Source organism: Nonomuraea sp. NPDC050643 (assembly GCF_040654715.1).
GTDB lineage: Bacteria > Actinomycetota > Actinomycetes > Streptosporangiales > Streptosporangiaceae > Nonomuraea.
In genome coordinates this window covers 26,037-49,391 of record NZ_JBFAIM010000064.1, presented here as the reverse complement: position 1 = coordinate 49,391, position 23,355 = coordinate 26,037, and the positions used below count along the sequence as shown (strand labels likewise).

The 23,355-nt window shown below is 72.8% G+C and carries 23 protein-coding genes; 20 read left to right on the top strand and 3 right to left on the bottom strand.

Translation table 11 applies throughout. The features are described from left to right. Window positions 1–92 precede the first annotated feature (92 nt). The 16 genes from AB0I15_RS51560 to AB0I15_RS51485 all read left to right on the top strand — a co-directional run bounded on the left by AB0I15_RS51560 (window position 93) and on the right by AB0I15_RS51485 (window position 14,297). Window positions 93–323, top strand: a complete 231-nt coding sequence (locus AB0I15_RS51560) for a hypothetical protein (protein ID WP_358114020.1) — start codon at window positions 93–95, stop codon at window positions 321–323. 10 nt (window positions 324–333) lie between these two features. Further along, complete coding sequence (locus AB0I15_RS51555; RefSeq protein ID WP_358114018.1) at window positions 334–522, top strand: hypothetical protein; 189 nt, start codon at window positions 334–336, stop codon at window positions 520–522. A 69-nt stretch (window positions 523–591) separates the two neighbouring features. Then, window positions 592–747 (top strand): hypothetical protein, encoded by a 156-nt coding sequence (locus tag AB0I15_RS51550; protein ID WP_358114016.1) that lies wholly within the window; start codon window positions 592–594, stop codon window positions 745–747. An 18-nt stretch (window positions 748–765) separates the two neighbouring features. Further along, window positions 766–1,011, top strand: a complete 246-nt coding sequence (locus AB0I15_RS51545; protein WP_358114082.1) for a hypothetical protein — start codon at window positions 766–768, stop codon at window positions 1,009–1,011. Window positions 1,012–1,099: 88 nt separating this feature from the next. Continuing rightward, entirely contained in the window at window positions 1,100–1,990 is an 891-nt protein-coding gene (locus tag AB0I15_RS51540; protein WP_358114014.1) for an RNA polymerase sigma-70 factor, read from the top strand. 230 nt (window positions 1,991–2,220) lie between these two features. Further along, window positions 2,221–3,096 (top strand): nuclear transport factor 2 family protein, encoded by an 876-nt coding sequence (locus AB0I15_RS51535; RefSeq protein ID WP_358114012.1) that lies wholly within the window; start codon window positions 2,221–2,223, stop codon window positions 3,094–3,096. Beyond that, the gene (locus AB0I15_RS51530) at window positions 3,093–3,578 is read left to right on the top strand and encodes an Ohr family peroxiredoxin (RefSeq protein WP_358114010.1); all 486 of its coding nucleotides are present in this window, start codon (window positions 3,093–3,095) and stop codon (window positions 3,576–3,578) included. Before AB0I15_RS51535 ends, AB0I15_RS51530 begins: the two co-directional genes overlap by 4 nt. 91 nt (window positions 3,579–3,669) lie before the next feature. Beyond that, the gene (locus tag AB0I15_RS51525) at window positions 3,670–4,260 is read left to right on the top strand and encodes a TetR/AcrR family transcriptional regulator (RefSeq protein ID WP_358114008.1); all 591 of its coding nucleotides are present in this window, start codon (window positions 3,670–3,672) and stop codon (window positions 4,258–4,260) included. Window positions 4,261–4,335: 75 nt separating this feature from the next. Continuing rightward, window positions 4,336–5,379 (top strand): ABC transporter substrate-binding protein, encoded by a 1,044-nt coding sequence (locus tag AB0I15_RS51520; protein WP_358114006.1) that lies wholly within the window; start codon window positions 4,336–4,338, stop codon window positions 5,377–5,379. Then, entirely contained in the window at window positions 5,376–6,245 is an 870-nt protein-coding gene (locus tag AB0I15_RS51515; RefSeq protein WP_358114004.1) for an ABC transporter permease, read from the top strand. The genes AB0I15_RS51520 and AB0I15_RS51515 overlap by 4 nt, the downstream gene beginning before the upstream one ends. Continuing rightward, window positions 6,242–7,027, top strand: coding sequence for an ABC transporter permease (locus AB0I15_RS51510; protein ID WP_358114002.1), 786 nt, complete (start codon window positions 6,242–6,244; stop codon window positions 7,025–7,027). Before AB0I15_RS51515 ends, AB0I15_RS51510 begins: the two co-directional genes overlap by 4 nt. After that, window positions 7,024–8,040 (top strand): ABC transporter ATP-binding protein, encoded by a 1,017-nt coding sequence (locus tag AB0I15_RS51505; protein WP_358114000.1) that lies wholly within the window; start codon window positions 7,024–7,026, stop codon window positions 8,038–8,040. Before AB0I15_RS51510 ends, AB0I15_RS51505 begins: the two co-directional genes overlap by 4 nt. Before the next feature lie 18 nt (window positions 8,041–8,058). After that, entirely contained in the window at window positions 8,059–9,228 is a 1,170-nt protein-coding gene (locus AB0I15_RS51500) for an acyl-CoA dehydrogenase family protein (protein WP_358113998.1), read from the top strand. Window positions 9,229–9,250: 22 nt separating this feature from the next. Beyond that, window positions 9,251–11,359 (top strand): acetate--CoA ligase family protein, encoded by a 2,109-nt coding sequence (locus AB0I15_RS51495; RefSeq protein WP_358113996.1) that lies wholly within the window; start codon window positions 9,251–9,253, stop codon window positions 11,357–11,359. Beyond that, on the top strand, window positions 11,356–13,146 hold the full coding sequence (locus AB0I15_RS51490) for a 5-guanidino-2-oxopentanoate decarboxylase (protein WP_358113994.1): 1,791 nt from the start codon (window positions 11,356–11,358) through the stop codon (window positions 13,144–13,146). The genes AB0I15_RS51495 and AB0I15_RS51490 overlap by 4 nt, the downstream gene beginning before the upstream one ends. Next, window positions 13,143–14,297, top strand: coding sequence for a Glu/Leu/Phe/Val dehydrogenase dimerization domain-containing protein (locus AB0I15_RS51485; RefSeq protein ID WP_358113992.1), 1,155 nt, complete (start codon window positions 13,143–13,145; stop codon window positions 14,295–14,297). Before AB0I15_RS51490 ends, AB0I15_RS51485 begins: the two co-directional genes overlap by 4 nt. A gap of 22 nt (window positions 14,298–14,319) precedes the next feature. Here AB0I15_RS51485 and AB0I15_RS51480 read toward each other — a convergent pair whose 3' ends face one another. Then, a complete protein-coding gene (locus tag AB0I15_RS51480) occupies window positions 14,320–14,691 on the bottom strand; it encodes a DUF4267 domain-containing protein (protein WP_358113990.1) in 372 nt (123 codons plus the stop codon). 159 nt (window positions 14,692–14,850) lie between these two features. After that, a complete protein-coding gene (locus tag AB0I15_RS51475; protein WP_358113988.1) occupies window positions 14,851–15,954 on the bottom strand; it encodes a right-handed parallel beta-helix repeat-containing protein in 1,104 nt (367 codons plus the stop codon). Window positions 15,955–16,344: 390 nt separating this feature from the next. On the opposite strand from AB0I15_RS51475, the gene AB0I15_RS51470 reads away from it, so the two are divergent. From AB0I15_RS51470 to AB0I15_RS51455, 4 genes are all read left to right on the top strand, one after another. Continuing rightward, window positions 16,345–17,010, top strand: coding sequence for a hypothetical protein (locus tag AB0I15_RS51470; RefSeq protein ID WP_358113986.1), 666 nt, complete (start codon window positions 16,345–16,347; stop codon window positions 17,008–17,010). Next, window positions 17,000–18,682, top strand: a complete 1,683-nt coding sequence (locus AB0I15_RS51465; protein WP_358113984.1) for a protein kinase — start codon at window positions 17,000–17,002, stop codon at window positions 18,680–18,682. Before AB0I15_RS51470 ends, AB0I15_RS51465 begins: the two co-directional genes overlap by 11 nt. 371 nt (window positions 18,683–19,053) lie before the next feature. Beyond that, the gene (locus AB0I15_RS51460; protein WP_358113982.1) at window positions 19,054–20,292 is read left to right on the top strand and encodes a sensor histidine kinase; all 1,239 of its coding nucleotides are present in this window, start codon (window positions 19,054–19,056) and stop codon (window positions 20,290–20,292) included. Continuing rightward, window positions 20,289–20,972 (top strand): response regulator transcription factor, encoded by a 684-nt coding sequence (locus tag AB0I15_RS51455; RefSeq protein WP_358113980.1) that lies wholly within the window; start codon window positions 20,289–20,291, stop codon window positions 20,970–20,972. The genes AB0I15_RS51460 and AB0I15_RS51455 overlap by 4 nt, the downstream gene beginning before the upstream one ends. Here the strand turns inward: AB0I15_RS51455 and AB0I15_RS51450 are convergent. Beyond that, the gene (locus tag AB0I15_RS51450) at window positions 20,938–23,352 is read right to left on the bottom strand and encodes a geranylgeranyl reductase family protein (protein ID WP_358113978.1); all 2,415 of its coding nucleotides are present in this window, start codon (window positions 23,350–23,352) and stop codon (window positions 20,938–20,940) included. The genes AB0I15_RS51455 and AB0I15_RS51450 overlap by 35 nt on opposite strands. Window positions 23,353–23,355 lie beyond the last annotated feature (3 nt).

Below are 23,355 nucleotides of genomic sequence, written 5' to 3'. Positions count from 1 at the left end.
CCGACGCCCGTCGGCCCGGATCGCCGTGCGGCTGATCCACGCGGTCGGCCGGTTCGCCGGACATCCACCCCAAGCCCACGTATGGAGGAATGATGAGCGCTCCGAACGGCGAGAACGAGTTTCTGTACGAGCTCAGGACCGAGGTCGAGGTCGAGCTGGTCGTGGCCGAGGCGAGCCATCCGGAGGAGGCCATGGAGCTGCCGGTCACCGAGTGGCTGTTCGATCCGACCGACGTCGAGCGCGAGGAGATCGGCCTGCGGGGGCTGCTCGATGCGGTCGAGGTGCTGGAGGACGACTCCCGGCCGGGCGATCAGGGTGCGTGAGACGCCGTCGATGCGACCCCCGGCCCGCGTCTGGGAGCTGTGCGTCCATGCCGCCTTCCGCGTCGCCCGCACCGGGCCGATCGCCGCGATGCCCGCCGCCACCGGCGACGGCGACGTGCGCTCGGAGAACGGCCTGGCCAGTGCCCCTGTGCGACCGCACCCACCGGGAGAGCGGCTTCCACGAGGAGGCGCCCGGTGACGGGGCCTCCGGGCGGTGGCGCGCCGATGTGTGAGAGTTGATGCCGATGCCGGTGCCGCGGAGGCGCCGGTGGAGACGCAGCCAGAGTTCCGGGAACGAGCGAGCACGCTCGACCATGCCGCCTCCACCTTCCTCGGGCATCGCCCGCGCCTGTTCGGCATCGCCTACCGGATACTCGGCAGCGCGTCCGAGGCCCATTGCGCGCGGTCGCGGCGGGAGACCTGAGTCGGCCCCTACGAGCAGATCGCGGAGATCCTTCAGCTCAGCCTGGTCAATGTGCGCCGGCTCGTGAGCCGTGCTCGCAAACATCTGACCGCGGTGCGGCGCGAGCCCATCGACCGGGTCGGACACCGGCGCCTCCTGACGGTGTTCCTCGACGCCGCCCGGACGGGGAACGTGGCGGCTCTGGAGGACCTCTTCGCCGCCGACGCCGTCATGTGGATCGTCGATCCGGCCGGGCTCACCGCGCTCGCGAAGGCGCCCTCCTAGGGTGCCCGGCTGCCGGTCGGAGTGGCCGGATGTGCGGGTGAAAGACTGGATGGGTGCCATCCGCCGGGGGGAAACAGGAGTGAGCGCCATGGGGGACACGGGGGCGGCGAACGGTGATCTCGCGGATCTCGACCAGGCCGCGGCCGTCTTCGCCGGTCTGCGGCCGCGCCTGTTCGGGATCGCGTACCGGATGCTGAGCAGTTCCACCGAGGCCGAGGATCTGGTCCAGGACGTCTGGATGCGCTGGCAGACCTACGACCGCGCCGCCGTGAGCGACCCGGCGGCGTTCCTGGCGACGGTGACCACGCGCCTGGCCATCAACGCCCTGCAGTCGGCCCGGGTGCGCCGCGAGACGTACATCGGGCCGTGGCTGCCCGAACCGGTCGACACCAGCGCCGACCCGCACCTCGGCGCCGAGCGCGGCGAGGCGCTCGGCTTCGCGGTCCTGCTGCTGATGGAGCGGCTCACGCCGACCGAGCGGGCGGCGTACGTGCTGCGTGAGGCGTTCGACTATCCCTATCGGCAGATCGCCGACATCATCCAGGTCAGCGAGGTGTCGGTCCGGCAACTCGTCAGCAGGGCCCGCAAACACCTGCGCTCCGAGCGCCGCGCGCCGGTGAGCGGGGCCGACCAGCGCAGGTTTCTCACCGCCTTCGTCTCCGCCGCCCGTTCCGGCGACCTCGCCGCGCTGGAGGGGCTGCTCGCGGCGGACGTGATCAGCTACTCCGACGGCGGCGGCGCCGTCCGGGCCTCGCGCATCCCCGTCGTGGGCGCGCTGCGCGTGGCGAAATACCACAAGGCGTTCGCGAGCCGGTTCTGGGTCGGGGTCGAGGTGGAGTGGGGCACCGCGAACGGGCAGGGGTCCGCCCTGCTGCGCCGCGACGGCGAGGTGTTCACGGTGCTCACGGTCAACGTCTCCGACGAGGGCATCGAGCAGGTGCTGTGGATGATGAACCCCGCCAAGATCGGCGCGGCCTGACCTCGGCGGCTCGCGTTCCGTCCTGAAAGGCCCGGGCTTCGTCCTCGAACCCGCCGGGGGAGGTCACATCGCGGTGGGCTGCCCGGTCTTATCTGACAACACGACAGAAGCGAGGACAACGTGCGGACGATCCCCGCGGCCGCCGGCCGCCCCGGCCTCTCCCCCGCCTGGAAGCGGAAGAGCGCCCCCCGCTCCCGGCCTCCCCTGCTCCACCGCGCGGACGGCCGGCCATGACGGACGCGGGCGCCGTCTCTCTGGCGGAGATGCTGGACGAACGGCAGCATCTGCTGGACATCGCGCTGTGGATGTTCGGCTCGGCCGCCACGGCCGAGCGCATCGTCCACGAGACCTACCGCCGCTGGTACGCCCTGGACGACGGCGAACGCGCCGGCATCGCGGTGCCGCGCGCCTGGCTGACCCGGGTCGCGGGAGGCATCTGCCTGAGCCTGCTCGCCTCCGGCACCCCGGGCGGGACCCCCACCGGCGCCCCCGGCGAGACCCTCGCCGGCATCCCGGGCGACGCCCTCGCCGCCGCCCCGGACGCGACCTTCGCCGCCGCCCCCGACCGGACTCTCGCCGGCTCCCCGGAGTCTGGCGTGACCGGCGTCCCGGCCCGTCCGGCCGGGGGCGTCGTCGGCCCGGCGCGAGGCGGTCCCGGCCGGATCGGTGACGACCGGGCCATGCTGGACAGGCATGATCGCATCGCGCGCCGGTTCGCGGCGGCGTGCGACGCGGGAGACCCCGCCGCGCTGAGGGAGATCCTGGCCGACGACGCGATGACGGTGAGCGACGGCGGTGGCCGGGTGCGCGCCGCCGTACGCCCGGCCCATGGCGCGGACGCGGTCGCCCGCTTCGTCACGGCCCTGCTGGCGCGCCAGCCCGGGACCGTCGTGGCCGCCGAGCCCGTGAACGGCCGGACGGGCCTGGTGCTGCGCCGGGCCGGCCGGGCCGTGGCGGCGGTCAGCGTGAGCGTCGCCGGCGCCAGGGTCACCGCCGTGTGGATCGTGCTGAACCCCGACAAGCTGCTCGGCTGGCACCACCCCATGACCGCTGCGCCCGCGGCACAGGCTCCCCGCGGCTTCGGCGGGGAGAGGCGGCACCGATGAACGACCCGGCCCTGTCCGCGGACCACGACCACGGCGGCGACGCGTTCAGGCCGCTCTACGCCACCCGGGTCAGCGTGAGCGGCGGCGGCTTCGCCCACGGCCGCGCGAGCGGCCGGGCCCGTTCCGCCGACGGCGCCCTCGACCTGCGGTTGCGGATGCCCGCGGAACTGGGCGGCGACACCGCCGGCCCCAATCCCGAGCAGCTCTTCGCCGCCGGATACGCCGCCTGCTTCCACGGCGTCCTCAGCCTGGTGGCCCGGCAGCACGCGCTCGATCCCGGGCCCATCGTGGTGGAGGTGGGCGTGGCCTTCGGCCGTGACCCCGAGGACGGCGGCTACCGGCTACGCGCCGACCTCGTCGTGAGCTGGCCCGGGGTCGGCGCTGAGACGGCCGCCCCCTTGCTCGACCTGGCGTCCGAACTGTGCCCGTACACGACGATGACCCGTCAGGGCATCCCCGCCACCATCGGCCTCGCGCCCTGACCGGCGGGGCCGGGAGGCGTGCCGAGTCGTCGCCGGGACGGATAGTGTTCGGAAAGTTGACTGATCGGCCAGGTATCCCGGAGGGCTTCGCATGCCGCGTCCCAGCGTCGAGTTCGAACGCCGCGAGCAGATCCTGCGCGCGGCCTGCTGGGTGATCGCGAACGCGGGGCTGCGGTCCATGCGGGTCTCGGACGTGGCCGAGCGCGCGGGCACGAGCAGCGGCACCGTGCACTACTACTTCGCCAACAAGCGCGAGGTGGTGCACGCGGCGTTCGAGTACAACTTCCAGCGTTCGATCGACCGCCGCAAGCCGATCTTCGAGGGCGAGGACGATCCGCGGGCCAGGCTGCTCGCCTTCGTCCGGTCCTACCTGCCGGTGGGCGAGGAGACGGTGCAGGCCTGGCGGGTGTGGATGGAGCTGTGGAGTGAGGCGCTGCGCGAGCCGGGGCTGCAGGACCTCAACGAGCGCGTCTACGGCGAGTGGCGCCGCATCGTGGCGGCCGTGATCCGCGACGGGCAGACGCTCGGCCTGCTGCGCGAGGGCGACGCGGTCGAGTACGCCAACCGGCTGATCGGCATGATCGACGGTCTGGCCATCCAGGTGCTGGTGGGCTCGCGCAGCATGACCGTGGAACGGATGAGCGCGGTCTGTGAGGCGTTCCTGCTGGAGCTCCAGAAGTAGTCGTTGACATACCAGGGTGATTCACGACACAGTGCTCGATAAATAACTGGCGCGCCAGTCAATTATGGAGGCGGCATGTCACGCAGAGGGCTCATTCTCGCCGTGACGGGGTTGCTCGCGCTCACCGCCTGCGGCGGGGGCACCGCCGCGGGCGGAGGCGGGAAGCAGCTCACCGTCGTCATGTGGGGCGGCGACGACCAGAAGAAGGCCGTCGCCGCGTACGTCGAGCCGTGGGCGAAGGCGAAGGGCGTGACGGTGAAGCAGGACTCTCCCACCGACTACGCCAAGTTCCGCGCCCAGGTGGAGTCGAAGAAGGTGAGCTGGGGCGTCGTCGAGGTCGAGCCGAACTTCGCGGTCACGGCCTGCAAGAACGGCTGGGCGGTCAAACTCGACCCGGCGAAGGTCGACCTCTCCCCGGTCAAGAAGGAGCTCGTCGGCGAATGCGCCGTACCGATCCTCGAGTACGCCTTCACCATCGCCTACAACACCAAGACCTTCTCCGCCGAGAACCACCCGAAGACGTGGGCCGAGTTTTTCGACACCACGAAGTTCCCCGGCAAGCGCGGCTTCTGGAAGTACGCCACGGGCGCGATGTTCGAGGCGGCGCTGCTGGCCGACGGGGTGCCCGCGGAGAAGCTCTACCCGCTCGACCTCGACCGGGCCTTCAGGAAGCTCGACACCATCAAGAAGGACATCGTCTTCTACGAGACGGGCGAGCAGCAGCAACAACTCGTCTCCAGCGGCGAGGTGCCGCTGATCCAGGCGTGGAACGGCCGGATCTTCGCCGCGGCCAAGGACGGCCAGCCGGTGGCCAACGAGTGGAACGAGCACCTGCTCTCCTACGACCAGATCGTCATCCCGGCCGGCTACCGCGACGTCGCCCTGGCGCAGGAGTGGCTGAACAACTTCCTCGCCGACGCCAAGGGACAGGCCGACTACGCCAACCAGAGCGCCTACGCGCCGGTCAACGCCAAGGCCCTCGAGTACGTCGATCCCGAGGTGCGCAAGGAGCTCCCCACCGAGCACGAGGAGCAGCGGGCGGCGATCGTCGACTACACCTACTGGGCCGAGCACTACGACCAGGTCACCGAGCGGATGAACGAGTGGATGGCCAAGTGACGCCCGGCGCGGCCGGCCCGAGGGAGAAGGGCGCCGGGCGGCGCCTGCCCGACGGGTGGGGCGTGCTGGTCCTGCCGCTGGTGGCCTTCCTGCTCGTGGTCTTCGTCTATCCGCTGGGCTCCGTCCTGGCCCGCAGCGTCAGCGACCCCGCGCCCGGCCTGGGGAACTACGCGGCGTTCTTCGACTCGCCGGTGTACCTGAACGTCCTGGTCAACACGTTCGTGACCGCGGGCCTGGTCACGCTGGTGACGCTGCTGCTGGGCTTTCCCTACGCCTACCTCATGACGCTGGCCTCGCCGTTCTGGCGGGGCGTGCTGATGGCCGCGGTGCTGGTGCCGTTCTGGACCAGCCTGCTGGTGCGGACCTTCGCCTGGGTGCTGCTCCTCCGGGACACCGGCGTGGTGAACGACGTGATCGGCGCGCTCGGCGGGCAGCCCGTGCCGCTGCTGCGCAACCTGGCCGGGGTGCTGATCGGCATGGTCCAGGTGATGCTGCCGTTCGCGGTCCTGCCGATCTACGCGACCATGCGGGGCATCGACCGCCGGCTCCTTCAGGCGGCCGAAGGGCTCGGCGCCCGGCCGGCCTTCGCGTTCTGGCGGATCTACGCGCCGCTGACCGTGCCCGGCGTGGCCGCCGCGACGCTGCTGGTGTTCGTCTCCTCGCTCGGCTTCTACGTCACGCCCGCGCTGCTGGGCGGGCCGCGGAACGTCATGATCGGCGAGCTGATCGTGCAGCAGCTCTCCGGCGTGCTGCGCTGGGGCTTCGCCTCCGCGCTGGCGGTCATCCTGCTGCTGGTGACCGGGGCGACGCTGCTGCTGGCCGCGCGGGTGATCGACCTGCGCCGCCTGATCGGAGGCGGGCGATGAGGCCGGTCCGGCTCGCCCTGTGGGCGCTCACCGCGCTGACGGCGCTCTACCTGGTGCTGCCGGTCTTCATCGTGATCCCCATGTCGTTCTCCGACAGCGCGTTCCTGGAGTTCCCGCCTCAGGGCTGGTCCGCCCGCTGGTACGAGAACTTCTTCACCGACCTGGCCTGGCTCGACAGCGCGATCGCCAGCCTCCAGATCGCCGTCCAGGTGACGGTGCTCTCCCTCGTCCTCGGCACGGCGGCGGCCCTCGGCATGGTGCGGGGCCGCCATCCTCTCCGGGCGCTGATCTCCGGGCTGGTCATGGCCCCCGTGCTGGTCCCGTACGTGATCGTCGGCCTGGCGGTCTACGCCGTCTTCCTCGAGTGGGGGCTCACGGAGAGCGTGCTGGGCTTCGTGCTCGTGCACACCGCGCTGGCCGTGCCGTACGTCGTGATCACCGTGTCGTCGGCGCTGATGTCGTTCGACCGGCGTCTCGAGCAGGCGGCGATGAGCCTGGGCGCGGGGCCGGTGGCCACGTTCGCCAGGGTGACGCTGCCGCTGATCGCGCCGAGCCTGGCCAGCGGCGCGGTCTTCGCGTTCGTCACGTCCTTCGACGAGGTGGTCACCAGCGTGTTCCTGTCCGGCCCTGACCTCACGACGCTCCCCGTGCAGATGTGGTCGGGGGTACGCGTGCAGATCGATCCGACGGTCGCGGCGGTGTCGAGCATGCTGCTCCTCGTCACGCTGTCGCTGTTCGCCGCCGCCGGGCTGACCCGGCTGGTCCGCAGGAGGAAGACATGAACGAGGGCGGCCCGAACGAGGGCGGCGCGGTGGACGTGCGCGGCGTCGGCAAGAGGTACGGCGAGGCCGTGGCGCTCGACGGGGTGAGCCTGCACGTGGAGCCGGGCGAGTTCATGACGCTGCTGGGCAGCAGCGGTTCGGGCAAGTCGACGCTGCTGAACGTGGTCGCCGGGTTCACGCGCCCGTCGTCGGGGTCGGTGGCGGTCGACGGCCGGGACATCACGAAGGAGCCGCCGTACAAGCGTGATCTCGGCATGGTCTTCCAGCACTACGCGCTGTTCCCGCACATGAGCGTGGCCGAGAACGTGGCGTTCCCGCTGCGCCGGCGGCGCGTGCGCGGGGCGGAGCTGACGCGGCGGGTGGGCGAGGCCCTCGACGTGGTCGAGCTGGGCGGGCTGCGCGACCGGCGGCCCGCCCAGCTCTCCGGCGGGCAGCAGCAGCGGGTCGCGCTGGCCCGCGCGATCGTGTTCCGGCCGCGCGTCCTGCTGATGGACGAGCCGCTCGGCGCGCTGGACAAGCGGCTGCGCGAGCAGCTCCAGCTCGAGATCAAGCGGCTGCACACGGAGCTGGGGATCACGTTCGTCTTCGTCACGCACGACCAGGACGAGGCGCTGACCATGTCGGACCGGATCGCGCTGCTGCGCGACGGGCGGATCGTGCAGGTCGGCACGCCGGAGGACCTCTACGACCGGCCCGCCTCCCGCTACGTCGCGGAGTTCCTCGGCGAGTCGAACCTGCTGCCCGGCTCCGACGACCCGGAGCTGTTCCTGGTACGCCCGCAGCATGTGCGCCTCAGCCCGCCGGGCGCCGCCCTGCCCGACGGGCACCACGCCCGCGACGGGAAGGTCGCCGAGGTCATCTACCTCGGCAGCGGCCTGCGCGTGGAGGTGGAGCTGCGTTCGGGTGGCAGGTTGATCGCCCGCACCGGGACCCGGCTCGATCCGGTGCCCAAGCCCGGCGACGACGTCGTCGCCCACTGGAGCCCGCAGGACCGCGTCACCGTTCCCGCCTGAGCGTTCTGGAGAAGATCCATGCTGCGTTCCATCAAAGACGGCGTCGAGCAGAGCTCCGACCAGCGGGAGTTCGTGGCCCTCGCCCGCGACTTCGCGCTGCGCGAGATACGGCCGCGGGCCCGCGAGGTCGACGAGGCCGACCACGAGTCGCCGCTGGACCTGTGGGCCAAGGCGGCCAAGCTGGGGCTGACCTCGTTCATGCTGCCGCAGGCGTACGGCGGGGGCGGCGTCGGCGACCTGGTGACGCAGGCGCTGGTGACCGAGGAGCTCTGCTACGGCGACATCGGCATCGGCAACCTGCTCACCTCCAACGGGTTCTTCGCCGGGCCCGTCGAGGCGCTCGGCTCACCGGAGCAGCGGCGCCGCTGGCTCACCCCGCTGACAAGTGACGACCCGCCCATGACGGCGCTCGCGGTGACCGAGCCGGCCGTCGGCTCGGACGCGGCGGGCCTGCGTACCCGGGCGGTGCGCGACGGCTCCGGTTACGTGCTCAGCGGGCAGAAGACGTGGATCTCCAACGCGCCCTACGCGCGCTGGATCGTCGTCTTCGCCACGGTCGACCCGTCGCTGCGCTCGCGCGGGATCACCGCCTTCGTGGTCGAGCGCGGCACACCCGGCCTGCGCGTCGGGCGTCCCCTGCCGAAGATGGGGCAGCGGGCGATCGTCAGCGCGGAGGTCTTCCTCGACGACGTACGGGTGCCGCCGGAGCACCGGCTGGGCGAGGAGGGGCAGGGCTTCTACGGGCTGATGCGCACCTTCGACGCCTCCCGGATCCTGATCGCCGCCGCCTGCGCCGGTCTGTGCCGCGCGGCGCTGGACACGGCGCTCCAGTACGCGAAGGAGCGGGAGCAGTTCGGCAAGCCGATCATCGAGCACCAGGCCGTGGCGTTCCGGCTGGCGGACATGGCGGCCAAGACCGACATCGCGCACCTGCTGACCATGCGCGCGGCACGGGTCTTCGACTCCGGCGAGCCGGCCACGGAGGAGGCGGCGATCGCGAAGCTGACCGCGTCCGAGAACGCCATGTGGTGCACGTGGGCCGCGCTGCAGACGCACGGCGGCTGGGGGTACTCCCGTGAGTTCCTTTTGGAGAAGTGGATGCGCGACGCCAAGTTGGAGGAGATCGAGGAGGGCACGTCCGACATCCAGCGCCTGATCATCTCCCGTTCGCTGGCGAGGTCCGGATGACGCGCGCAGCGGGCCGGGCGTCGTGAGGGCGTTCTCCGATCCGGCGTCGGTGGCGGTGGTGGGCGCCTCGGCGGACCCGGCGAAGTGGGGATACTGGCTGGCCAGGGGCGCGCTCCGGGGCGCGCACCGGCGCAAGGTGCACCTGGTGAACCGGTCGGGGGCGGTCATCGACGGCATCGCCACCGTGCCCGGGTTGCGGGACCTTCCGGACGTCCCCGAGCTGGCGGTGCTCTGCGTCCCGGCCGCGGCCCTTCCCGAGGTGGTCGAGGAGGCGCTGGACCTCGGGGTACGCGCGTTCGTGGGCATCACCGCGGGCCTCGACGGCGCGCGGGAGACGGCGCTGGCCGAGCGGATCCGCGCGGCGGGCGCCCGGCTGATCGGCCCCAACTGTCTCGGCGTCTACGACTCCATGACCGCACTCGAACTGGCCTGGGGGAACTTCACCGCGGGCGCGCTCGGCATCGTGTCGCAGTCGGGTCAGCTCGGCCTGGAGCTGGCCGGGCTGGCGGGCGAGGCGGGGGCGGGCGTGTCCAGGTTCGTCTCGGTGGGCAACCAGACGGACGTCACCGCCGCCGACGTGCTCGCCGACCTGGCCGGGCACGACAAGACGGCGGCGGTGGTGCTCTATCTGGAGAGCTTCCGGGACGGCAGGGCGCTCGTGAAGACGCTCGCCGGGCTGCGCGAGCGCGGCAAGCCGGTGATCGTGCTGACGGTGGGCGCCAGCGCGGCGGGGCGCGCGGCGGCCCTGTCCCACACCGGGGCGCTGACCTCGGGCACCGAGGTGGTGCGAGCGGCCTGCCGGGCGGCGGGCGCGATCTTCGCCGAGACCCCCGCCCAGGCGGTGGACGTGGCCCAGCTGCTGCTCGCCGCGCCCCTCCCGGCCGGGCGCCGCGTCGCGGTGGTCGGCGACAGCGGCGGGCAGGGGGCGATGGCGGCCGACGTGCTGAGCCGCCACGGCCTGGAGCTGCCGGCGCTCGGGGCGGTGTCGGCGCGGGTGGCCGAGCTGCTTCCGCCGGCGGCCGGCATCCGCAATCCCATCGACCTCGCGGGGGCGGGCGAGCGCGACCTGACCACCTATTCGACGCTGGTGGAGCTGTTGCTGGCGAGCGGGGAGGTGGACGGCGTGGTGCTGACCGGCTATTTCGGGTCGTACGGGGCCGACGCGCCCTCGCTGCAGCCGGCCGAGCTGGCGGTGGTCGATGCGGTGGGCGCGGTGGTGGAGCGGTACCGGCGGCCGGTGATCGTGCACAGCATGAGCCGGGACTCGGTGGCGGTACGGGCGCTCAGGAAGCACGGCATCCCCACCTACGCCACGATCGACCAGGTGGGCCGGTCACTGGGCCTGGCCACCGAATCGGCCACCAGAGGCCCGCGCGTCTCGGCATCGACCGCCCCGGCATCCGGGGGCATGGTGCCCTCGGACGACGTGGTGTCCGGAGGCGCGGTGTCCTCGGCCGACGCGGTGTCCGGAATTGCGATGCTCTCGGCCGATGTGGTGTCGGGAAGCGCGGTGCCGTATCTGGCCGCGCGGGCCGTGTTCACCGGGTACGGCGTGGTCTATCCGCCGGCGGTGGCGGTGCGCGGGCTCGACGACCTTCGGGGCGCGGCCGGGCGGCTGCGGCCGCCGTACGTGCTCAAGGCCGCGTGGCTGGCGCACAAGACGGAGTCCGGCGGCGTCGTCACCGGGCTGGGGGACATGGCGGAGGCCGCCGGGGCCTTGGCGGCGCTCGTCGGCCGGCTCGGCGAAGGCGAGTACGTGCTGGAGGAGATGGACGCCAGGCCGGGCACGGTCGAGCTGATCGTCGGCGGCCGTCGTGATCCGTCGTTCGGCCCGCTGGTCCTGGCCGGGGCGGGCGGGACGGCGAGCGAGCTGTACCGTGACGTCGCCGTGGAGCTCGCGCCGGTCACCGTGGAGGTGGCGGAGCGGATGCTGCGCGGGCTGACGGCGTACCCGCTGCTGACCGGCTGGCGTGGCGCGCCCGCGGTGGACATCCGGGCGGCGGCCGAGGTCGTCGCCGCGGTCTCCAGGCTGATCGCCGGCCGCTCCGACGTGGTCGAGTGCGAGATCAACCCGCTACGGGCAGGACCGGACGGCGCCGTCGCCGTGGACGCGCTGGTGGTGCTGCGATGACGACCTACGGTGACACTCCAAGCGGCAGCCCGAATGGCGGCGCAGGGGTCAGCCCAAGTAGCGGCGCAAGTGGCGGCCCCGACGCCAAGCCCCACACCAACCCCAGCGGCGACCCTGGTGCCGACGCCAGCACCGGGCCCAGTGGTGGTCACGTCCTGGTCGCGGCTCTGGCCGCGCACGGTGTGGACACCGTGTTCGGGATTCCGGGCACGCACAACCTGGAGATTTACGCGGCGCTCGCGGCGCGGGGCGTGCGGCATGTCGGTACCCGGCACGAGCAGGGGGCGGGCTACGCCGCCGACGGCTACGCGCGGGTGACCGGGCGGGTGGGGGTCGCCGTGGTGACCTCGGGGCCGGCCACGCTCAACGCCGCCGCGGCGATCGGGCAGGCGTACTCGGATTCGGTGCCGGTGCTGCTCGTCTCGCCGGGCATGCCGCTGCGTCACCCCGGCAGGGGCAACGGGCTGCTGCACGAGACCAGGGACCAGAGCCGGGCGATGGACGCGGTGGCCGCCTACAGCCACCGGGTCACCAGCGTCGCCGAGATCCCGGTGGCCGTGGCCCAGGCGTTCGCGACGATGACCTCGGGACGTCCGCGCCCGGTGCACCTGGAGATCCCGTTCGACGTGCTGGAGGAGCGGGAGCCGGCGACCGAGGCGGCGCCCGTCGCCTGTGGAGCCTGCTCCGCCGCCCCCGCAGTCGTCTCCGCCGGACCCGCGATCCTGTCCCCGGCCCCCGCGAAGCTCTTCCCGGCCCCGGCCGAGCTCGACGCGGCGGCGGCGCGGCTGGGTGTGGCCCGGATGCCTCTGATCATCGCGGGAGGCGGCGCCCGGGGCGCGGGCGTGGAGTTGCGGGCGCTCGCCGAGCGGCTGGGCGCGCCCGTCGTCACCTCGGCCAACGGCAAGGGTGCGCTGCCCGACGACCACCCTCTCGGCCTGGGCGCCGGTCTGCATTTCGAGGCGGTCCGTGAGCTGGCCGGAGAGGCGGACGCCGTGCTCGTGGTGGGCTGCGAGCTGGCGCCCTCCGACCTCTGGCACGGCCCGCTGCCCCTCGACGGCAAGGTGATCCGCGTGGACGTCGATCCGGTGCAGCTCGTCACGAACGCCCTCCCGGTGGTCGCACTCGCCGGAGACTCGGCGGTGGCGCTGCGCGGACTGCTCGACCGGTTCGGCGACGCGCCGCCCTCGTCGGCGGAACCGTACGCGCGGGCGGCCTCGTGGCGTGAGCGCAAGCGTGGGCAGGCCGCCCACGAGGGCGCGCCGTGGCTGTGGATCGTGGAGAGCCTGGCCGAGGCGCTCGGCCGGGACGGCGTACTGGCCGGTGACAGCACGATGGCCTGCTACTACGGCGCGCTGGCGAACCTGCCCGCGTACGCGCCGGGGCGCTTCCTCTACCCGACCGGGTACGGCACCCTCGGCTACGGTCTGCCCGCCGCGATCGGTGCGGCCGTCGGCCGCCCCGGCCGGCCCGTGGCGGCGCTGCTCGGCGACGGCGGAGTGATGTTCACCGTGGCGGAGCTGGCCACGGCCGTGCACCTGGGACTGGCGCTGCCGGTGGTGGTCGTCGACAACGGGGGCTACGGCGAGATCCGCGCCGAGATGGCCGCCCGCCGCGACCCGGTGCACGCGGTGGAGCTGCCCTCGCCGGACTTCGCGCTGCTCGCCCGCTCGCTCGGCGCCCATGGCGTGCGGGCCGACGATCGCGCCACGCTCCGCGAGGCGCTGGCCGGGGCGCTGACGGGCGACCGGCCCACCGTCATCCACGTTCGCGAGAAAGGCAGGCCGTGAGTCTACTGGAGCTCACCTGGACGGACCCGGTCACCGCCCGCCGGGGCTACGTCGTCATCGACAGCCTGGTACGCGGCGTGGCCAGCGGCGGGCTGCGGCTGCGCGAGGGGTGCACGCTGGAGGAGGTACGCGGCCTGGCCCGCGGCATGTCGCTCAAGGAGGCCCTGGTCTACACGCCCGGCGACCGCTACGTACCGCTCGGCGGGGCCAAGGGCGGGATCGACGTCGACCCGCACGATCCCGACTCGCCCGCGGTGCTGCGCCGGTTCCTCACCGCCGTCCTGCCCATGGTGCGCGAGCAGTGGAACACCGGCGAGGATTTCGGGATCAAGCAGGAACTGCTCGACGAGGTGGCCGCCGAGCTGGGTCTCGCCTCCACCGTCGAGGCGGCGTTCGCGCTGCTCGACGACCAGGAGGCGGGGCGCGAGCGGCTGCGCGCCGCGATGGCCACGGTGGTCGACGGTGTGCCGCTGGCCGACCTGGTGGGCGGGTACGGCGTGGCGCAGGCGGCGCTCGCGGTCGCCCGGTGGCGGGGCGTCGAGGCCGCGTCCGCGGTCGTGCAGGGCTTCGGCTCGATCGGCGGGGCGACGGCCCGTTACCTGCACCGGGCGGGCGTCCGGGTGGTGGCCGTCGCCGACCGCGACGGGCTCATCGCGTGCGAGGACGGCCTCGACGTGGAGGCGATGCTGGGTGCGAGGGACGGGCGCGGTGTGGTCGACCGGTCCTGCCTGCGGCCCGGCGACCGGACGGGGGCGGGTCACGAGTGGCTGGACGTCCCGGCCGACCTGCTGGTCCCGGCGGCGATGTCCTACGTGATCGGCCCGGCGGAGGCCGCCAGGGTACGGGCGAAGATCGTGGTGGAGGGCGCCAACCTGCCCACGCTCCCGGACGCGGAGGCACTCCTGATCGCACGGAACATTCCGGTTGTGCCGGACATCCTGGCCAACGTCATGACGAACGCCTGGTGGTGGTGGGTGGTGTTCGGCGACATCGAGCCCACCGCCGAGGCGTCGTTCGCCAAGATCTCCTCGGCCATGCGGCGGCTGACCGGCGCCGTCACCGGCGAGTCCGCCGGCCTGTCGCTGCGCAAGTCCGCGCTGGCCCTGGCCGAGCGGAACGCGGCGCTCGTCGCGGCCGAACATCCCGCGTAACGCGGGCCCGGCCCTGCGCGGCTCAGGCGGCGAACAGCAGGGCGGCGCTGATGAGCACGATGACGGCGGTGGCGAAGTGGATGCCGAAGGCCGTGGCCTTGGTGCCGCCGTGGCGCAGGACGATCAGGGTGTCGCCGAGCGGGACGAGGGCGACGGCCAGCATGAACCAGCCCGCGGCGTCGGCGTCGGCGAAGGCGAGCAGGGCCAGGCCGATGACGCCGGAGGTGAGGTCGCGCAGCCCCTTGATGGTCAGGTAGGCGGCGTCGCCGGCGGGCTTGGCGGGCACGCCGTAGCCGGAGGCGGCGGCGACGGGCTGCACCAGGAAGCGGGCGCCGATGAAGATGATGAAGAGGGACAGGACGACGGCCAGGCTGTAGGCGATGGGGGTGAGCATGGTCTGACTCCGGCTTCTAGCACTGCTAGCGACGAAGGTGACGCTAGCACATCATTGATATGAATCCTAGCGGCGCTAGAATCCGGGGCATGTCGATTCCTGCGCGCCGTGAGCGAGGTTCTTGCCATTCGTCGAATACGGCGTATTCGTCCGAGGATTTCAGAACCCGGCCGTCATGGTCACGTCGGTTCCTTTGTCCAGCGGCGTGGTCACGCCGGTGACGGCGTTGCCGGTCGAGACGACGGCGAGCTGGTTGCTGCCGCGCTGGTAGGACAGGCCGACGCCGGAGCCGTTGCCGCGTACGACGTTGCCGGTGACGGAGACGTGGCCGGTGCCGTAGTTCACATGCCTGATGGCCAGATACGTGGTTCCCGCGCCGCTGAACTGGAAGACGCGGTTGCCGACGATCGTGCTCGCGGCGTCGCCCTGGACGCTGACGCCGATGCCGTGGGTGTCGAAGTCCTCGACGTAGTTGTCGCTGACGCTGGTCGCGAACAGGCGGCTCGCGTTGATGCCCGTGCCGCCGACGCCGTAGACGTGGTTGCGTTCGATCGTCCAGCCGGCGGCGTTGTCGAGCTTGATCGCGTCCCCGCCGCTGTCGGCGACCCAGGAGTCGGTGAGGTTCCAGTCGGTCACCGCGTTGCCGCTGTCCTGGACGTAGATGCCACGCTGCCCGGACCCCTCCACGAAGAGGGCGCGGATGCTGCCGTTGACCAGCGTGTTGGTGAGCGTCGTGCCGTTGCGCGAGGTGTTGGTGACGCGCAGCCCGTTGGCCTTGGCGTTGCGGATGTGGAGAGCTTCGATGGTGCTGCGCCAGGACCGGATCACGACCGCGTCTCCGCCGGTGGGGTTGTTCGCCGCGTTGGCGTCGATCGTGAGATCGCGTAAGGTGATCGGTTCGCCGGCCCAGGCGTGGTCGTCGACCCACGAGTCGGAGGCCAGCACCGCGTCGAGGTTGCGGCCGTCGCCCTCCTTGAGGACGGTCGACGGGCTGTCACCGCGATACGCCCGGTTGCCGAGCAGCTTGATGGTGCTGATGATGGTGCACGGCCCATCGATGACGATCTCGTCACCCACGGCCGAGCCGTCGATCACCGACTGGATGACGGCGGCGTCGCCGTTGTCGTTCGCGCAGGTCGCGGTGACCCGCGCGGCCATCGCGGGACCCGCCCCGGCGGACATCGCGACGGTGGCGCCGCCCGCGATCACCACGACGGACACGAGGGTCAGGGCACGGCGACCGGCGCTTCTCAGGATGGTCATGGGGATCTCCTCCACTTTCCGCGGACGCCCGTGACACGGGCGATTCCCTTAGGAGTGAACGGGGACGCCCGGCGGCGCGACAGTGCACCCCCGCACCATCGGCGGCGCCCGCGACGGTGCGGGAAAAATCGCGTGCCATTCACCGGAAACGTCCTCCCGGCGATCTAAGCCGCCCTTATCCGGCCTTTTCCGTGGCGCCCGGGTCGCTATTATTTGAAGCGCCCGGTAAACGCCGATCGCGATCAATGAATGCCCGGATTGCCACGTCCTCCGAAAGGCGGCCGGAACATGACCCACCTGGCGACCGGAATGTCAAGCGGGTCAGACGGCGCGATAATCGTCGCGTTCAAAGGCGAAAAATGGACGGTGTCTCGCGGGCGGTTGCTGACGATGGGCCGCAGCCGCGCATGCGACGTGCGCTTCCCCGACGACGAGCACCTGTCGCGGCGGGCGGGCTCGCTGCTCGTCCTCAACGACTGCGTCCTGATCCGCAACGACTCGCGGCACAAGCCACTCGTGATCCGGCCGCCCGCCGGTGAGGACCGTGTCGTCGAGCCGGGCGCGGCCACCACCTCCTTACCGTTCACGGTCTTCTCCATCGTCTTCGCCGGCCATGGCGGGTCGACGGTGACGGTACGGGTGGACGCCCGGTCGGTGACACCGCCGTCCGGCCATCGACCGGGCGAGGCGGCGACCCGCGCCCCCGAGACGGTCACCTCGCCCATCGCGCTCACCAGGGCGCAGCGGAACGTGATCTCCGCGCTGTGCGAGCCCCTGCTGGTGCGGGCCGGCCCTCAGGCGGTGCCGGCGACGTACGCGCAGATCGGCAGGCGGCTGGGCCGGCGGCCCCAGTACATCCGCAACGTCGTCAAGTCGCTGCGGGAGAGCCTGGCCGGCCACGGCGTTCCCGGGCTGACCATGGACGACGAGGACGCCGCGCACGACGACTTCCGGTGGGCGCTGGCGCGGTGGGCGGTGCGCAGCGCGGTCGTCAGCGCGGAAGACCTCCACGACCTGCCGCCCGGCCCGGACACCGGCGACGACCATGGACGCTGACCCCCACACCCCGCCGCCGCCCGGCCACGAGGCGGACACCCAGGGCGGGCCCGACCTCCCCCCGCCGGCGTCCGGCGCGCGGGCCCGGCCTGACGAACCCAACGGGTTGTTCGCCGGCCCACCGGACGCCCCTGACCAGTACGAACTGCTGGGGGACGGCATGCCCGGCGGGCAGGGCATCACCTGGAAGGCGCGTTATCGAGGCGACCTCACCTCGCCGCTGCCGCTGGCCGTCAAGCTGCTCCACCCGCCGCAGGACGCGGGGCCCGGCTGGCCGTCGGCCCGCGATCGGCGACGCTGGCGCGACCACGCCGTACTGCTGCGGCATCTGCGGCTGGATCACGTGGTGCGGCTGGACGAGGTGTTCCTGGGAGCGGCCCCGCATCCGTGCGACAGCCCGCCGCCCGAGGCGACCGCCGTGACCGTGACCATGGCCTATCTGGTGATGGAGTGGGTCGAGGGGCCGACACTGCACGCCCTGCTGGCGGGCACCCGGGCGCGCGGCGACACCGTACGCGAGCGTCTCCGTCACGTGGCCCAGGCCGGTGAGGCGCTCGCCGGCCTCGCCTCCGTGACGCGGTCGGGCGGCAACCCGAGCCTGCACCGGGACCTGAAGCCGGCCAACTGCATCGTGCACGCCAGGCGTGGCCTGGTGCTCATCGACGTGAGCACGTTACGCCTCATCGACGACGGATACGACTTCACCGGCTGGCACACGCCGCCCTACACCGCGCCCGAAGTGCTGGCCGCACCGCACCTTCCCCGCACGGTCGCCGCGGACGTCTACTCGCTCGGCGCGCTCGCCTTCTTCTGCCTCACCGGGCAGGACCCGCCGGCCGCCGACGCTCCCGGCGGGGCCGCGTACATCGAGCGTGAGCTGCGCGCCGTGACCGAGGAGGCCGGGGTCGGCGAGGGTGGTCACCTCGCCACCCGGATCCTGACGGCCCTGGACGTGGACGCCTCACGGCGCCCGGCCGACCTGCGAAGGTGGAGCCGCGACATGCTGAAGGCCGCCACCCCTGCGGGCGCCGGCGCGGAGCAGGCGCCCGACGCGGGCTCCGACTCCGCCGGGCCGCCGGGGTGGGCACGACCGCGCCGCGTCGCCGTCGCGATCGGCGCACTGGCTCTGGCCGGCGCCGCCGGTACGCTCCTCCTGCCCGATCTCCTGACGCGCACGGCAGGCCCGGCCACCTCCTCCCCCGCTCCCGGCACCGCGACCCCGATGCCCTCCGGGCCGGCCGCCACCACCGGCGACGCGGTCAAGGCCGCCGGGACGATCACCTCACCGGCCAACGGCGCGGCCGTGAAACACTGCTCCTACTTCTCCGGCACGGCCGCACTCCGGCGCGGCACCACGCTCATCCTCGCGATGCGGAATCTCGACAACGGTGACCCCGCGAAATACATCCAGTTCGTCTACGGATTCGAGAATCCGAGCCGCCTGGCCACCTGGAGAGGCGCGCAGTATTTCGGCGGGCCGCGCACGGGCATAGGCCAGCGCTATCGGGTCGAGCTGGTGGCGGTCGATCTCGCGGCCGCGCGGCGCGTCCATGATTCCGGGAGCGAGGTCGACGAGGCTTTCGTGAAATCGGGAAAGGCCTTGGCCGGCGTACGCGTGCGCCGGGTCGCCGGCATGGGACCCAACGGCTGCGTCGGCCCACCCGACGGCTGAGACCCACCGCCCGACCCGGCGGCTGCCGTGCTTGTTTCCGGTCGAGGATCCGTCCCGCGCCGACCGACGTCACGATGCCGCTTCTCTCCCCTGATGCCGGCGATCGGCTCGCGTGCCCGAGGACAAAGGCCGTCCTCGGGCACGCCACCCCCCGTGGGTGCCGGTGAATTCGATCAGCCTCATTTATAGGAAGAATCCGGAATTCGGGCGTCAACCCGCCGCATGAGACTCGCCGAAACGTCTGCCGTAGCGGCCACGCTCGGACGGTCAACCTCCTGCGGTACGATCCGGCGCGTATACCGCACAAGTTGTAGTGGCGCTCAGCCGTGCGAGTGATGAGTGACCCGCCCTTTCGCGGCTAACATGCGCTGATGCGCGCAAAGGTGCTGTCGTCCCTTGGACGGCTCGCCCGGTTGAACCCCTTCCTCATCGACCTGCTGTTCAGCGTCGTGGTAGCCGGCACCACCGTGGCGTTCGGCCTCGTCCTGTCCAACGGTTCGGCCTCTCTGGGCTACGCGCAGCGTCCGCTGGACGTCGCCGGTGTGGTGTTGACGCTCGTGGCCAACATCGTGCTGGCCTGGCGCCGGCGCGCCCCCGTCGTCGTGCTGACGATCTCCTGTGCCGCCGCGATCGTCTTCCACGCGGCCGGGTACGACGCCAGGCTCAACCAGGTGGCACCGCTTCTGGCCCTGTACACCGTGGCCAGCCGGCGGCCTCCGGCCGTGTCCGTCCTGTGGGCGCTGCCCACGGCGGCCTCCTGGTGGCACGCGTCGTTCCTCGGCCCGCACGAGTTCACCTGGCCGAACATCGTGCAGACGAGCGTCATGGTCGCCGTCGCCTGGACGTTCGGCAACAGCACCCGGATGCTGGTCGAACGCAACCGGCGCCTGGCCCACCTCACCGCCCGCCTGCGCGACGAGCAGGCGGACAAGACGCGGCGCGCCGTCACCGAGGAGCGGGTCCGCATCGCCCGCGAACTGCACGACGTGGTCGCCCACCACATGTCGGTCATCGTGATCCAGGCCGGGCTCGCCCGGTACGTCTTCGGCTCCGACCCCGCCACCGCGCGCGCGGCGCTCACCACCATCGCCGACACCGGCAGCGAGGCCATGGGCGAGATGAGGCGCCTGCTGTCCGTCCTGCGCATCGAACTGGACGACGACGCGGACGGCTACGACCCCGCCCCCGGCCTGCAACGGCTCGAACAACTGGTGGACCGGCTGCGCTCGGCGGGCCTGCCGGTCGAGGTGTCGGTCACCGGCCCGGTACGCCCGCTGGCCTCGGGAATCGACCTGTGCGCGTACCGCGTCGTTCAGGAATGCCTCACCAACGTGCTGAAACACGCGGGCCCCGCCACGGCGTGGGTCTCGCTCCACTACGGCGCCGCGCTGGAACTGCGCGTCACCGACGACGGGCGCGGCGCCCCCGCATCCTGGGAGAGTCAGGGACACGGCTTGATCGGCATGCGCGAACGCGTCAAGCTCTACAAGGGAACGGTCGCAGCCGGGTCGAGGCCATCAGGCGGATTCGAGGTCGTGGTCACCCTGCCCCTGGCGCCCCCGCACCCGGACGACCAGTCTCCTCAGTCACACGGTGGGCCGAACGCATGATCAAAGTACTTGTCGTCGACGATCAGATCCTCGTCCGCGCCGGTCTGGTGGCGCTGCTCCGCGCGGCCCCCGACCTCGACGTGGTCGGCGAGGCGGCGACCGGCGAGGAGGCCATCGAGCAGGCGGCGGCCACCCGGCCCGACGTGATCCTCATGGACATCAGGATGCCGGGCATGAACGGCGTCACGGCGACCGAGCGCATCCTGGCCATGAACCACGACCCCCGTCCACGGGTGCTCATCCTGACCACGTTCGACGTGGACAAGTACGTCTACAACGCCCTGCGCGTCGGAGCGTCGGGGTTCCTGCTCAAGGACACCCCGCCCGAGCGGCTCATCGCCGCCATCCTCACCGTCTCCTCGGGCGACATGCTCTTCGCGCCCACCGTCACCCGGCGCCTGATCGAGGCCTACACCAGCCAGGCCGGCCCGTCGGCCGCCCCGCCCTCGCCCGCGCTCGACCTCCTCACCGCCCGCGAGGTCGAGGTGCTCAAGCTGGTGGGGCGGGCGCTGTCGAACGCCGAGATCGCCACCCGCCTGTGCGTCAGCGAGGCCACCGTCAAGACCCACCTCAACCGCGCCATGACGAAACTCAACCTCACCAGCCGCGCCCAGGCCGTGGCGCTGGCGTACGAATCCGGCCTCATCACCCCCGGCCGGGAGACCACGTCGCGCCTGTGACCGGAAGGCGCGCGTCTTCCAGTGCCTCGTCACCGGCCGCGCCGTCGGACCTGCGCGGCGATCGATCGCAGAGGTCCAGCAGGGCCGCCAGGGCCCGGCGGGGCGCGCCGGTGGGCAGGCCGGTCAGGCAGGCGCGGGCCTGGTCCAGCAGTCCGGTGATCAGGGCCGTGGTACGGGCTTCGACGTCGCTCGCGCGGGCCCGCCGTACCAGATCGGGGCCGGCCGCCCCTGACCGGTCGCCGAGCAGCAGCAGGGGGACGCTGGGCAGCGGTTCCTCCAGGTCGGCGCGCACGTCGCGGCCGAGCCGGTCGGTGCCGCCGAGCAGCCGGGCGAGGTCGTCGGCGAGTTGCATCGCCGACCCGAGCGCCCGGCCGTACTCCGTGAGGGCCCTCACGACCTCCGGAGGTGCGCCGGAAGGGCGGGCGCCCAGCTCGCAGGCGGCGGCGAACAGCGCGGCCGGGCCGATACGGGAGGCGAGCGCGAGGCGTTCGGCGGGGGTGGGCGGGGTGGGGGCGCGGGCGGCGACCAGTTCGCGCATCCGGCCGGCTGCGGCCTCCTCGACGATGCGCGCCAGCTCGCCGCGCCCGGAGACGCACAGGTCGAGGGCGCGGGCGAGCAGGACGTCGGCGCTCAGCACCGCGAACATCGTCCCCCAGTTCGGCACCCGGCCGCGAGCCTGCCCGCCCGTCATGGCGTCGCTCATGCCGTCGCTCATGCCGTGGCGAGGATGGCCGTCCGGCTCCGTCCGGGGACGGTCGTCGGGGATGCTGGATTGGGCCAGTGCGGCGAGACCGGCCAGTTCGATGGCGGCGGCGCGGGAGACCAGGTCGGGCGGTCGCCGCTCGCCGAACCTGGCGCACAACAGCACCAGGAGCGCCGGGCGCAGCGCCGTGGTCGTGTCCGTGCCGGTCAGCGCGTGCAGCCGGGTCAGGAACGGCCACTCGCCGCGTACCGTGGCGGCCAGCGTCTCCCCCACCGCGACGAGATCCGCGACCGCGCCCAGCTCCGGTTCGAGGCAGGCCCGTACGTCGGTGACGATCCCGGCCGAGCCGAACCCGGCCATGCCCTCGGGCGCCAGCGCCACCCGCCGGGTCAGGGCGAAGATCGGGCGTTCGCTGTCGAAGGTGTCGTCGAGGACGTGCCAGACCAGCCGGTGCCGCCGCGCCGCGTGCCTGCCGGTCTCGAAGTAGCCCTGGAACCGCCTGCCCAGCTCCCTGGCGTACCCCGAAAGGTCGTCGGGACGGCCGGCGGCGAGCCGCTCGTCGATGGCCTCGGCCGCCAGCTTGCCCGACTCCAGCGCGAAGCTGATGCCCTCGCCGGTGAACGGGCTGATCATCCCCGCGGCGTCGCCCACGAGGGCCAGGCCGGGCGCCCAGCAGCGCTCCGGCGAGAAGTCGAAGCGGAGCGGGGCGCCACGCGCGCGGCCGAGGACCCTGGCGTGCGCGAAGCGCGGGTCGCCCGCCCGCAGCCCCGCGACGAACTCGGCGAGCATCCGGTCGGCGCGTACGCCCGGCACCCGTTCGACCACCCCGACGCCGACGTTGGCCAGGCCGGGCGCCAACGGGAACACCCAGCCGTACGAGGCCAGCCACCGGCGTGAGGAGGAGTCGCTGATCGGCACGGCGAACTCCAGCATGCCGTCGAGCCCGGTCACGCCGCCGACGTAGGCGCGCAGGGCGTGTCCCATCCCACCGGCGGGCGTCGCGGTGAGCCCGGCCTGCCGCGACAGCGCCGAGGCCGCGCCGTCGGCCGCGACCACCGCCGCCGCGGGCACGACCTCCCCGTCCGCGAGCTCGACCCCCGCGACGCGTCCGTCCCGGTGCGTCAGCCGCCGGACCCGCGCGCCCTGACGCAGCGTCGCCCCTGCGCGTGTCGCCGCGCGTACGAGGGCCTGGTCGAGCTCGATCCGGGGCACGACCAGTCCTCTGCGGTCGTTCTCGTCGGGGAAGTCGCGGGGGCGGTGGCCGCGCATCGTGACGCGCAGGCCGTCCACCCGCCAGGCGGACGGGAGCGCGGCGAGCACGCCCATCTCCGCCAGCAGCGCGACGCCCGCGCGGGTGACCGCGTCGCCGCAGCTCTTGTCCCGGGGGAAGGTGGCGCGGTCGAGCAGGAGCACCCGCCTGCCCCGGCTCGCCAGGTGAAAGGCGGCACTCGCCCCGGCGGGCCCGGCCCCGACGACGACCACCGCCGCGCCCTCCGTACAAGCCGTGCCCGCCACACCCACCGCGCCCGCCGCACGCGCCGCCCCGATCGTTCGCCGGTCCGTCGTCACTGCCGTGGCGTCGATCCAGCGCCCGCCCGCCGCCAGAGCCGCGGTGTCGATCCAGCGCCCGCTCGACGCCACGGCCGCGGCGTCGATCGCCTCCGAGTAGGCCGTCATGGG